Below are 11,951 nucleotides of genomic sequence, written 5' to 3'. Positions count from 1 at the left end.
AATTCAAAACTCTTGCATTTTACATTTTTACTTTTGAATTCTTTAAAAGCTCGGTCCGATCAATTTAATGGAAACCCGGTCTATTTCTTCCCCGTTCCCTAATATGATCACATCGATTTTATGTGTTCCTTTTTCAATTACTTTATATGGAAAACGCGCTATGAAACGTTCCCTGACATGTTTTTCTCCGGGTAGACGGATCCTTTCATTCGCAATCTGAAGCTTCACTTCACCTTCGGAAGAACGCAGTCTGACATCGAAGGTTTCTTTCGTCTTATTAGTCAGATCGATCTCGAATATATTGGTAATCTGATTATCCTCATCAATTTGAAAGGTTGAACCGCGCTGTCTCAGGATCGTTGTGGAAAAATCTTCGCGCATTGCCAGCATCGTAATCCAAACTCCGATGAGGATTACCAGCAGCACGGTGTAGGAGATCACTCTTGTGGTCCATTGGAATCGCGACCGGTTTTTAATCCCGTTTTCGGAAACGAAGCGGATCAGGCCTTTCTCCAATCCCACACCATCCATCATCGTATCGCAGGCATCGATACAGGCCGTACAGTTCACACATTCCAGCTGCGTTCCGTTGCGGATATCAATTCCGGTAGGACAGACGTGGACACATTGAGCGCAATCAATACAATCTCCTTTTTTGGCTGCAGGGCGATCTTCTCCTTTTCTGAATTTGCTTCGCTGTTCTCCGCGCACATAATCATAAGCAACTACCATGGAGTTCTGGTCAAGTAAAACGCCTTGTAATCGTCCGTAGGGACAAATGGTTGTACAGACTTGTTCGCGTAAACGGGAAAACACGAAGTAGAACAAAGTAGTGAAGATTCCCATGGAAATCAAACCCCCTGTATGCAAGTGAACCGGCTCCAGGATGATTTTTAGTAAGGCATCACTCCCGATAATATAAGCGAGGAAAATATTGGCGATAACGAAAGAAATGAGCCAGAAAATGGTATGTTTCAATATTCGCTTTCCCCATTTTTTGGCATTCCAGGCTTGTTTGTCCAGGGCTTTTTGTTGGGTCCAGTCTCCATCGATCCAATATTCGATCCTGCGGAAGACAAACTCCATGAAAATAGTTTGGGGACAGAACCAGCCGCAAAATAATCTTCCGTAGATAATCGTGAAGAGAATCACGAAAACAATGAAGATGATCAATATTACGGCGAATAAATAGAGATCTTGCGGCCAGAACGTCGCCCCGAATATGGAAAATTTTCGCTCCAGGATGTTTAATTCAATAAGCTGATCTCCCTTGATTTTTATGAACGGAGCAGTCAATAAGAAGATCAATAGGGAATAACTGACCCATTTCCGACGATTCGTGAATTTCCCTTTAGGTTTCTTAGGATAAACCCAAATACGCTTTCCATCTTCGTTGACAGTTGAAATATGATCTCTGAATTCTTCTTCCATGACTCGTGTTATGTAGAAAATGCCCGCTCGTGAGAGCAGACATTTCCAGTGTTATTTTGCAGGGAACTCTTTCCCCTGAGGTTCTTTTCCGGGTTTGTATTTCAGACTTAATACATAAGAAGATACCTGCTGAAGCTGGATCGGATTGAGTTTGGAAGCATGCTCGGGCATTCCGTTCGTTGTCCCGGTTTTCACCGTTCCGAAGACCGTTTTGATATCGTTTCCATAGATCCAGAATTTATCTGTCAGATTCGGTCCGATATCTCCGCTTCCGTCTTTGTGGCAAACAGTACAATTGGCTTCAAAAAGTGATTTCCCTGTTCCTAAGGCTTCCTGGTCAGTAAGAAGGCTTACATTGCTTTCGTCCACATTCATGGCGGCTTCTTTCAAATAGGCATCAATTTCTTTCTGCGCTGCAACCATTGAATGTTTGTATTCCATTTCCTGAGAATCGCCATTGAAAACATGGTAGTATAGAATATAACAGAAAGCAAAAACGATCGTCATATAGAAACCCCACAACCACCAAGGTGGAAGGTTATTGTCTAATTCCCGGATTCCATCGTATTCATGGTCCATTAAAATACTTGATTCTTCTTCGATCGGAACAGCGTCTACCAATACTTTGGCTACTTTACTCCGTTTTGGTTTAACAGCCTTTTCTTTGCGCTTGTAAACCATGTAGTAGAAATTATTGAAAAGACTGCGTAAATAGACAACTATCAATAACAGAACGATGTTTATCCCGATTAAAACATAGACATCGGAGTTCTCTACTTTCAGCCAAGGCATTTCGGCTTGAGTAGCGTCTGTCGGATCAAAAGAGAGTGCGTAAGATTTACCGGGAATGAAAATGGTTCCTATTGAAATCAGGATTAAAACCAGTTTTGTCAATCCACCTTTGTCTTTATCTTGTTCCTGGTTTTTTAATTTGTCTTTGAAAACATCGGATTTCACAAAGCTTAGGATCGAATTGCTCATCAGGATAATGGCCAAAAGCAAGACAATGATTAGTGTTGTTAAGGCATAGAACAAATTCAGGTTCTGCCCGTAATCCGGTAAAAGTTCCGCTTCCGGGTTTGTTTTCGGATCAATTCCAATTTTCGGATCTTTCACAACCGGAACATACGTGTCCACAAAGTCCAGAATCTGGTCTATTTGTTCGGGAGTTACCTGCTGAGCCGGCATATCTGACCCGGAGAAGTCCTTGATTGCTGTCGCCATTTTACTTTTTCCGGAAGTGATCAGGCCTTTGGAATTTTTCACCCAATCGTAAAGCATCTGACCTTCACCTGCATCCGTCCATTTCGCCTTTACTCCTTTGAGCATCGGACCCGTCGAGTTTTTTTCCAGCGCATGACAGGTATTGCAATTGGCTTTGAATAAATTTTCACCCTGGGAAAACGCCTGGTTTCCGCAGATTAACGCTAATAGTATTAATAAGTAAGCTTTCATTGTTGATCGTTTAAAGATGGAACCTGATCCTTTTCTAAAGGAATATTGCTCAACTCATCGACGGTTGATTTTCTCATTCGCCAAACGCGGATAATTACGATCAGGAAAAAGGTCACGAATATTAACAGTGAAAGCATCCCGTAAAAATCCACACCCTGTTCGGTGGATAAATGATGTTTTATAAATCTTAACATGTCAGTTTACTTTTGAGGGTTTTACTTTGATATCTGTTCCGATTCGCTGCAGATAGGCAATGAGAGCAACAATTTCCTTTTGTTTCAATTCTGCTACTTTGTCCGACTCTTTCATACCGTTCAATGCTACTTTCGGCATGCTTTTTACGATGTCTGTGGCAATGACTTCTGCTTGCTTATTGAGATCGGTGAGTGCCTGGTATTCATAATTTTTAGCATACGGAACCCCCAGTTTGCGCATGGCTTGTATCTTTTTGACTAACAGGGATGTATTTAAATTATCATCTTTCATCCAGGGATAAGCCGGCATAATGGAACCGGGAGAAATTCCTTTCGGATCGATCATGTGTTTGTAATGCCAGATATTTCCGCGCAATCCTCCTTCTCTTGCCAAATCCGGTCCTGTTCGTTTGGAACCCCACAAATGCGGATGCTCATAAACGTGTTCACCGGCTTTGGTATATTCGCCGTAGCGCGTAGTTTCAAAACGCATCGGGCGAATCATTTGAGAGTGACAGTTATTACAGCCTTCCCGGATGTATAAGTCCCGTCCTTCCAATTCCAACGGAGTGTAAGGTTTTACGCTGCTGATAGTCGGAATATTGGACTTAACAGCAATCGTCGGGATAATTTCCGCAATTCCACCTATTGCAACTACGATAAGGCTTAAAATCATGAAGCGAACAGGTTTGCCCTCAACTTTCCGGTGCCAGTATTCTGATTTTGCGCTGATATGGTTTCTTTCGTCAGTAACCAATACTTCTTCGTTTGCAAGTAAAGAACCTGATCTCACGGTTTTAAACACATTGTAAACCATCATTAAAGCACCGAGTATATAGATAGCTCCACCTAAAGACCGAAGAATATAATATGGCTTCATGTCGATAACGATCTCCAAAAAGTCTTTATTCACCAGTGTTCCGTCCGGGTTAAAATGCTGCCAGCTCAATCCCTGCATAAATCCGGCAATGTACATCGGAACAGCGTAGAGGATGATTCCAAGTGTTGCAATCCAAAAATGCCGGTTTGCCAGTTTCTGGGAGTATAGTTTTGTTTGGAAAATACGTGGGATCAACCAGTATATCAATCCGAAAGTCATCATTCCGTTCCAGCCTAATCCTCCAACATGTACATGGGCAATTGTCCAGTCTGTGAAGTGGGAAATCATATTGACTGATTTAAGGGAAAGCAAGGGACCTTCGAAAGTAGCCATACCGTAGCATGTCAAAGCAACGACCATGAATTTCAGCATCACATCGTCCCGCACACGATCCCATGCACCTCGAAGAGTCAACAATCCGTTGAGCATTCCTCCCCAGGATGGAGCAATCAGCATGACTGAAAAGACAACTCCTAAACTTTGTGCCCAGTCGGGAAGTGATGTGTAAAGTAGGTGGTGAGGACCTGCCCAGATATAAATGAAGATCAGGGCCCAAAAGTGAATAATGGATAAACGGTAAGAATAAACCGGTCTGTTTGCTGCTTTTGGCACGAAGTAATACATTAAACCGAGGTAGGGAGTTGTAAGGAAGAAAGCAACGGCATTGTGTCCATACCACCATTGTACCAGTGCATCCTGAACACCGGCATACCAGGAGTAACTTTTCATAAAGGAAATCGGTAACTCGAATGAATTGAAGATATGCAGCATGGCAACCGTCACGAATGTGGCGATGTAAAACCAGATCGCTACGTACAAATGTTTCACTTTACGAATGAGGATTGTAGCAAAGAGGTTCCAGCCAAAAACAACCCAGATAATGGCAATCAGGATATCGATCCACCATTCCAGTTCGGCGTATTCTTTACTGGAGGTAATCCCGAAAGGGAGTGTAAGTACAGCGCAAACTATAATAAATTGCCAGCCCCAAAAGTTCAGGTAACTCATCTTATCACTCCACATACGGGTTTTCAGCAAACGCTGTAAGGAGTAATAGACCCCCATGAATATCCCGTTTCCGACAAAAGCAAAAATGACAGCGTTGGTGTGCAGCGGTCTGATTCTTCCGAATGAAATATAGCGAAAGCCTAAATATTCATTAAAGAATTCCGGAAATGCGAGCTGTAATGCTGCAATTAACCCGACGAGCATACCAATAACGCCCCATATGATTGTTGCAAATGCAAAATACTTTACGATTTTATTGTCGTATTTTACTGTTAGTTGTTCCATCTTTTTTTGCTTTATGTTGGTTGTGATTTGATAGTTCTGCTTTTTCTTCTTCGAAGAGAATCCTCACACTCGGAGAATAATCGTCGTCGTACTGTCCGGTTTTGGCTGCCCATAGAAAAATTACCAGGAAAAAGACTGCCAGACAAAGACTCACGATTAACATAATGTAGATCATTCCCATGGTGCAAAGAAAGCTGTCAAACACCGGAAAAAACATGACTTATGTAATAAGAAAAGCTGATTTATATCATGTTTTGCCGAAGCCCCGGATACGGAAATAAATAGGATGGATAACGAAGTAAACGGATGGTTTCAATCCTTCTGATTACCTTTGTAATATGAAGACAAATTTGCCCATCAATCCAAAGCTCTTAAGTCGGTTAGAAGAACTGGGGTTTACGACTCCAACACCGATTCAGGAGCATACCTGGAAATACCTGATTGAAAAGCACCAGGATTATGTGGGACAAGCGCATACGGGTTCCGGAAAAACAATTGCTTACGGTGTTCCGCTTTTGCAGCGGATTGATGCCAAGGACAAAGATGTTCAGGCTGTTGTCCTGGTTCCCACACGTGAATTGGTTATCCAAACAACTAAAACCCTGTTCAAGCTTTCCAAAAACCTGGATAAATTCTTTATTCAGTCGATTGTAAAGGGGGATGATATTGAGGAACAAGCCCGGAACTTAAAGCGTCCGACGCATGTTTTGGTTGCCACTCCGGGAAGATTACTCGAATTGGTGCGTATGAAGGCTGTGTCACTTCATCGGGTCAAAACAATTGTTCTTGATGAAGCGGATGAGTTGTATGCAAAAGGATTTATGAAAGAAATTGACAAGATCCTTGGCATGACGAACGACTTTCACAAGAAATGGCTCTTTTCTGCAACTATTCATGGCGAATTGACGAAATGGATCAAGAATACATTGCACGCGGATGCCCCGCAGGCTATTATTGCAACAAAAAAAGTGATGAATCCTCGGATCGAGCATCAGTATCTGGAATGTCAGAAGGAAGACAAACCCATGATGCTGCTTGAATTCCTTAGCACAATGAAAAAGGGAAGAGGGATTGTTTTCTGCCGTACTAAAGGTGATGTAGAACACATTGCCCGTTTTCTTAGGACCCATGAATTAAAGGTTACCGAAATTTACGGTGAAATGTTTCCCAAGGAACGCGAGAAAGCTATGCGCATGTTTTTACAGGAAAAAACCCAATACCTGGTGGCATCGGATATTGCCGCACGCGGAATGGATTTTCCTGATCTGGCTTTTGTCGTTCACTATCAATTGCCGGATGATCCGGATTATTACACACATCGAAGCGGAAGAACTGCAAGAGCGGGTAAAAGAGGTATTTCCCTTAGTCTTATAGAACCTGTGGAACGCAAAAAGCTGCGTTACATCCAGGAATTGTTGAACGTGGACTTTATCCAGCTTTAACGGAATCGAATTTTTTCCGGATTGTCAGAAAGCTTGCTAAAGATACTACGGTTATGGAGCTTAGCGGCATCAGGATTGTTGCTACAAAAGGAGTTAGCTGCCCGCTGACTGCAAATCCGATTCCGGTGAGGTTATAGCAGAGTGAGAAGGCAAAGCAAATCCGGAGAAAATTTTTCCCATCCCGGATGAATTTAAAATAGTCTGCCAGTTTTTTCAGGTTGTCTGCTTTCAAAATAGCGTCCGAAGCGGGTGTGAAACGGACCAGGTCTTCTGAAAGTGCAATTCCCACGAATGCTTCATTCAAAGCTCCGGCATCATTTAAGCCGTCACCGATCATAAGGGCGTAGTTTCCTTTTGCCTGCAGATCACGTATAAATTCCTTTTTCTGAAGAGGCTGCTGTTCAAAATGAAAACTGGTTCCGGGAGGGAAAATATCCCGGAGCAAATCCAGGTCTTTGGACTTATCACCGGAAACAACTGCCAGTTTGTAATCTGGAGCTAAATGTTGAACCAGTTCTTTTAACTGAGTCCGTAATTTGGATTGAAAGGTAAAGGTTCCCAGCAGTTTTCCTTCGCCAGCAAAGTACACCACTGATTCGTCAGTGTGTAAGTTTTCCAGCCCGATAAACTCAGCTGAACCAAGCTGGAATAAACCAAGTGATATCCCTTTTCCAGGGATTTCAATAGCCATACTATCTTGTCCGGGATCGGTCACCGAAAGCGAAAGCATCTCGTGAATTCCCCTTGCATAAGGGTGAACAGCATGTTTTGTCATCTGAAAAAGACTAAGTTTTTCAAACTCGGTGAGCCCCCTTCCTTCGTACCGGATTTGTTTGTGATCTTGTTCGGTCAAAGTCCCGGTTTTATCAAAAACCACGTAATTGCATTGCTGTATGCGCTCAATGATTGCTGTATTCCGGAGATAGAAACCGTTTTTTCCCAGTACGCGTAGCATGTTTCCATAAACAAAGGGAACGGATAAAGCCAGGGCGCAAGGACAGGCAACGATCAGAATAGCAGTAACAATTTCAGGAATCTGTACCGGATCGATCCACAACCAAACCACTGAAGAAACAATTGCAAGAATGAGTACTGCTGCAATAAAATATTTCGAGATGCGGTCCTGGCGTGTTTGAAAAGCGAGCTCTGTTCGTTTGTTATGGTGCTCATTCCAAAGTTGAGTTAAAATACTCCGTTCGGTAGTTTTGGATACGGCCAGCTGAATACTTTCTCCGAAGTTCTTGCCCCCGGCATAAAGTAAATCACCTTTCTTTTTTTCGATCCAATCTGCCTCACCGCTTACAAAACTATAATCAACAGTGGCTTTTTCGCTAAGTAAAATACAATCGCATGGAATGATTTCCTCGTTCCGTATAAAAATTTCATCGCCGATCTGTAATTCATCGATCGGACACAGTGATGTGGACTTGTTTGTTCTTTTGATTACGGCTACCGGGAAGTAAGACCTGAAATCCCGCTCAAAAGACAGCCATTGATAGGTTTTTCCCTGGAACCATTTACCAATTAAAAGAAAGAAAATAAATGCTGCAAACGAATCCATATAACCGGGTCCTTCCTGGCTGAAAATTGCAACACAACTTCGTATATATAATGCAAGGATCCCGATTGCTATTGGGATATCCAGGTTCAGGCTACGCAGACGAATCCCTGCGATTGCTGATTTAAAATAATCCCTTGCTGAGAACAGCAATACCGGGATTGAGACGGCAAAAGACAAATAAGAACTCAGATTGCGAATCCCGGAATAACTGTGATCAATTCCTAAGTATTCCGGAAAACTCCAGAGCATAATACTTCCGAAAGCAAAACCTGCTATTCCCAATTGCAGCAGCAGACGTTTGTCGAAAGTGGAGGAAGATTTGTCAATTGATTTGAAATCGGGTTCATAACCTGTTTTGGTTAGAAGTACTGCCAGTTCGGAAAGTTTGATCAGCCCGGTGTTTACGGTAATCGTTGCGGTTTTCTTGGGGAAATGAACTGTAGAGCGAATGATTCCCTCGTGCAGGCGATGTAAATGTTCCAATAAGAAAATGCAGCTTGCGCAATGTATTTGGGGTAAATGTAGGGTCAGCCTAACACTGTCTCCTTCCTGGAAATCAATGTATTTTTTTCGTAATTCCAAATCATCCAGTACGGAAAAGGTTTCTTTAGCGGTGTTATTCGGACGAATTCCGGCATTTGCATCTTGTTCATAATAGGCTCCGAGCTCGTTTGCAGAAAGTAAGAGATAGACCTGTTTACATCCGTTGCAGCAAAAAGCATGTTCATCTGCATAAAGAACATTAGCCGGCAAAGCATCATGGCAATGATAACAATTCGTATTTTCTATTTGTTTTTCTGTAAGCACGTTTTCTGGTTCTCTATATGGTCATACTGAATTGTTTCACCGGGATCTGATCCTTCAAATAGGCATCGAATGCCATGCAACAGTTCCGGACAAACGGAATTCCCTGAGGAAGAATACGGATCGTATTTTCAACCCATTCCACCAATCCGTCGGAAATAAGTTCATGCAATTGAAGTTCCAGTTCCAAACGGTTAAGGACTGTTTTTTCCGGAAGTTCGGTTTCAAAACGGCACATCAGGTTCAGTATGTGTTTGCGAATCTCCTGGTCTGATTGATTCATATGGTGTCCCCTGGTAAGTGGTAATTGCCCGTTTTCTACCAATTCAAGATAGCGCGCTACTGTTTTCTCGTTTTGTGCAAAACCAAAGGTACATTCTGAAATAGCAGACATTCCAAGCCCAATTAACAAGCTGGAAGCGTTGGTGGTATATCCCATAAAATTGCGGTGCAGCCTTTTTTGTTTTGCTGCCAGAGCTAATGAGTCATTCGGAAGAGCAAAGTGATCCATTCCGATTTCTACGTATCCATCTGCAAGGAAGGTTTGCTTAGCCATTTCGTAAAGCATCCGTTTCAAATTTGCATCCGGAAGATCCTGTTCGTTATATCCGCGTTGTCCTGTTCCTTTAATCCAGGGTACATGCGCATAGGAATAGAGAGAAATCCGCTGAGGTTTCAGTTCCAGGGTTTTTAAAATGGTCTCGTTAAATCCGGAAATGGTTTGTTTAGGCAGACCATAGACCAAATCATGTGAAATCTCATTGAATCCGTGGTTTTTTGCCGACTCATGACAGGTTTTTACCTGCTCATATGTTTGGATGCGATGGATGGCTTGCTGAACAAGCGGATCATAATCCTGGATTCCGAAACTAACCCTGCGGAATCCTTGTTCGTACAGCACCTGCAAATGCTCCCGGCTCGTGGAATTCGGATGTGCTTCAAAACTGAGCTCAGCGTTTGTTGTAAAAGGGAAAATAAGTTTGATCCCTTCTATTAATCGTTTCAATTCTTTCGGATCAAAGAAGGTGGGAGTTCCGCCGCCTAAATGAAGTTCGTGAATTTGGGAATCTTTATCGAGTGAGGAAGCGAGCATCTGCCATTCTTTCAAAACCGCATCGATGTACCTGCTCTCTACATCATGATTCGTGGTAATGTGTTTGTGACAACCGCAAAAGGTGCAAAGCGAGTCGCAATAGGGAAGATGAATATAGATAGCCAGGTGTTTAGACGGATCATTTTGCTGTGAAGTGTTGATAAGCTCACACCATTTAGCTGTTTCCCATTGGGTTATATTCCAATATGGCACCGTTGGATAGGAGGTATATCTTGGACCAGGGACATTGTACTTTGCAATAAGATCTGGTTTTGCCATGACTTTTTTTTGCAAAACTAAGTACGATGCCCGCTGCAAAAAATGATGTGCGTCAGCTTTTCTGCATTCAGTATTTTAGCTACCTTTGTGGAAAATTAGTGCACGATAACAAGCTATGGTAGAAAAATCGCATAAACATGTGAGTTGTGAGTCTTGCGCTGTCAGAACCAATAGTTTGTTTGCACATTTCACCCCGGATGAGGTGAGTGAACTGAATCACCACAAATCGTGTCAGTTTTACAAAAAGAATCAAACCATTTTCGTAGAGGGAAGTTTTCCCAGGGGAGTTTTCTGTATCAATCACGGTAAGGTAAAGGTTTATGCTTTGGGTGATGAAGGAAAAGAACAAATCGTTCATATTGCAAAAGCCGGAGAAGTTATTGGTTTCAGAGCGATGCTAAGCGGTGAACAATACAAGTTGTCGGCTTCAACCTTGGAGGATTCCAATGTATGTTTCGTCTCAAAAGATGATTTCCTGAACATGATGGATACGAATGCAAGCCTAAGAAATTCACTGATCCAGGAATTATCAAAAGAATTAGGTGAACGGGCTATTTTTATCACCAACCTGGCTCAAAAAACAGTTCGCGAACGACTTGCTTATTCCTTAATGATCTTAGCGGACATTTACGGTGATGAACCGATTAATTTATCACGCGAGGACCTGGCTAATTTTGTCGGAACCGCAACCGAAACCCTGATTCGTTTGTTGAAGGATATGAAAGAAGAAGGTTTCATTGATACGCAAACCCGTAAGATCTTTATTCTCAAAAGAGAAGAGCTGATTCAGCTTGCGGGCGGACATCGCTAATAATTTTATTTTTACTATAGTCTTGCCCAGTTTTCTTTAATAAAAGTTTGAACATCTTTGGGAAGTCTGGAAAAAACAGTTCCGTGCTGACCTCTTTCTTTTGCAGTGGGTTGTTTATCAGAAATTGTATCTCCTGATCCTTGAAAGAAATAATGAATTTTTTGCGCGCCCTCTTCCGTGATATGATAAGTTCCCAATTTCATGTTAACGTGATATTTAATACCAGAATAAGTCCATGATTTGTAACCCATTCCTTCTTCAATTGAAGCTAATGCTGCAGTGGTATCTGCTTGCCTTTTTGCAGCAGCGGCTCTTTCAGCCTTATATTTTCCAAGTTGTTCTTTCTGTGTGGCATTCATCCAGGCACAGTCTTTAGCATCATATGTCGACCAGTCAGCCAATTCTTCCTGGGTCAATTCTTTGTTTTCTTCATCATCGTCTTCTTCATCATCAGAATCTACCAGTTGGGCAACTTGAGCAGTATGATTTATACTCTCTTGTAATTTACGCTGGACAATAGCTTCAGGCCGGTTATCAACAAATTGGAATGTTGATTCTCTTACGCTTTTATTTTTGGAAACTTTGTCAGCCATAAATTGGCTTTTGTTTTCCTTCTTTCCGGAATAAGTGTTCATAGTGTTTGGTTTCAGTTATTGAATAACCTAATAATAGTGAAAGTAATTATTATCAGCCTGTATTTCAATTTTT

Annotated in this window: 10 protein-coding genes; 2 read left to right on the top strand and 8 right to left on the bottom strand. The window is 42.1% G+C overall.

What is annotated here, in order from left to right:
* Nucleotides 1-42: 42 nt before the first annotated feature.
* From ccoG to ccoS, 5 genes are read right to left on the bottom strand one after another with little or no spacing between them, the layout of a single operon-like run.
* A complete protein-coding gene (gene ccoG, locus K0S23_RS04900) occupies nt 43-1,431 on the bottom strand; it encodes a cytochrome c oxidase accessory protein CcoG (RefSeq protein WP_300355084.1) in 1,389 nt (462 codons plus the stop codon).
* Nucleotides 1,432-1,482: 51 nt separating this feature from the next.
* On the bottom strand, nt 1,483-2,886 hold the full coding sequence (locus tag K0S23_RS04895) for a cbb3-type cytochrome c oxidase N-terminal domain-containing protein (protein ID WP_300355082.1): 1,404 nt from the start codon (nt 2,884-2,886) through the stop codon (nt 1,483-1,485).
* Nucleotides 2,883-3,080, bottom strand: coding sequence for a CcoQ/FixQ family Cbb3-type cytochrome c oxidase assembly chaperone (locus K0S23_RS04890; protein ID WP_300355079.1), 198 nt, complete (start codon nt 3,078-3,080; stop codon nt 2,883-2,885). Before K0S23_RS04890 ends, K0S23_RS04895 begins: the two co-directional genes overlap by 4 nt.
* A gap of 1 nt (nt 3,081) precedes the next feature.
* Nucleotides 3,082-5,253, bottom strand: coding sequence for a cytochrome-c oxidase, cbb3-type subunit I (gene ccoN / locus K0S23_RS04885; protein WP_300355076.1), 2,172 nt, complete (start codon nt 5,251-5,253; stop codon nt 3,082-3,084).
* A complete protein-coding gene (gene ccoS / locus K0S23_RS04880; protein WP_366944282.1) occupies nt 5,222-5,470 on the bottom strand; it encodes a cbb3-type cytochrome oxidase assembly protein CcoS in 249 nt (82 codons plus the stop codon). The genes ccoN and ccoS overlap by 32 nt, the downstream gene beginning before the upstream one ends.
* 121 nt (nt 5,471-5,591) lie before the next feature.
* On the opposite strand from ccoS, the gene K0S23_RS04875 reads away from it, so the two are divergent.
* Nucleotides 5,592-6,695 (top strand): DEAD/DEAH box helicase, encoded by a 1,104-nt coding sequence (locus K0S23_RS04875; protein ID WP_300355073.1) that lies wholly within the window; start codon nt 5,592-5,594, stop codon nt 6,693-6,695.
* Here K0S23_RS04875 and K0S23_RS04870 read toward each other — a convergent pair.
* Both K0S23_RS04870 and hemN read right to left on the bottom strand, forming a co-directional pair.
* On the bottom strand, nt 6,682-9,063 hold the full coding sequence (locus K0S23_RS04870; RefSeq protein ID WP_300355071.1) for a heavy metal translocating P-type ATPase metal-binding domain-containing protein: 2,382 nt from the start codon (nt 9,061-9,063) through the stop codon (nt 6,682-6,684). The genes K0S23_RS04875 and K0S23_RS04870 overlap by 14 nt on opposite strands.
* 13 nt (nt 9,064-9,076) lie before the next feature.
* Nucleotides 9,077-10,432, bottom strand: coding sequence for an oxygen-independent coproporphyrinogen III oxidase (gene hemN, locus K0S23_RS04865; protein ID WP_300355068.1), 1,356 nt, complete (start codon nt 10,430-10,432; stop codon nt 9,077-9,079).
* 115 nt (nt 10,433-10,547) lie between these two features.
* On the opposite strand from hemN, the gene K0S23_RS04860 reads away from it, so the two are divergent.
* Nucleotides 10,548-11,243, top strand: coding sequence for a Crp/Fnr family transcriptional regulator (locus K0S23_RS04860; protein WP_300355065.1), 696 nt, complete (start codon nt 10,548-10,550; stop codon nt 11,241-11,243).
* Between the two features lie 14 nt (nt 11,244-11,257).
* On the opposite strand, the gene K0S23_RS04855 is transcribed toward K0S23_RS04860, so the two are convergent.
* Nucleotides 11,258-11,878 (bottom strand): hypothetical protein, encoded by a 621-nt coding sequence (locus K0S23_RS04855; protein ID WP_300355063.1) that lies wholly within the window; start codon nt 11,876-11,878, stop codon nt 11,258-11,260.
* Between the last annotated feature and the right edge of the window lie 73 nt (nt 11,879-11,951).

Source organism: Fluviicola sp. (assembly GCF_029266855.1).
GTDB lineage: Bacteria > Bacteroidota > Bacteroidia > Flavobacteriales_D > Crocinitomicaceae > Fluviicola.
The sequence above is the reverse complement of the archived record's forward strand: the minus strand, read 5'-3'. Positions and strand labels throughout refer to the sequence as shown.

Bases quoted from the DNA above. Each gene is read 5' to 3' on its own strand.
- ccoG (WP_300355084.1), bottom strand. From the start codon at position 1,431: ATGGAAGAAGAATTCAGAGATCATATTTCAACTGTCAACGAAGATGGA.
- K0S23_RS04895 (WP_300355082.1), bottom strand. From the start codon at position 2,886: ATGAAAGCTTACTTATTAATACTATTAGCGTTAATCTGCGGAAACCAG.
- K0S23_RS04890 (WP_300355079.1), bottom strand. From the start codon at position 3,080: ATGTTAAGATTTATAAAACATCATTTATCCACCGAACAGGGTGTGGAT.
- ccoN (WP_300355076.1), bottom strand. From the start codon at position 5,253: ATGGAACAACTAACAGTAAAATACGACAATAAAATCGTAAAGTATTTT.
- ccoS (WP_366944282.1), bottom strand. From the start codon at position 5,470: ATGTTTTTTCCGGTGTTTGACAGCTTTCTTTGCACCATGGGAATGATC.
- K0S23_RS04875 (WP_300355073.1), top strand. From the start codon at position 5,592: ATGAAGACAAATTTGCCCATCAATCCAAAGCTCTTAAGTCGGTTAGAA.
- hemN (WP_300355068.1), bottom strand. From the start codon at position 10,432: ATGGCAAAACCAGATCTTATTGCAAAGTACAATGTCCCTGGTCCAAGA.
- K0S23_RS04860 (WP_300355065.1), top strand. From the start codon at position 10,548: ATGGTAGAAAAATCGCATAAACATGTGAGTTGTGAGTCTTGCGCTGTC.
- K0S23_RS04855 (WP_300355063.1), bottom strand. From the start codon at position 11,878: ATGAACACTTATTCCGGAAAGAAGGAAAACAAAAGCCAATTTATGGCT.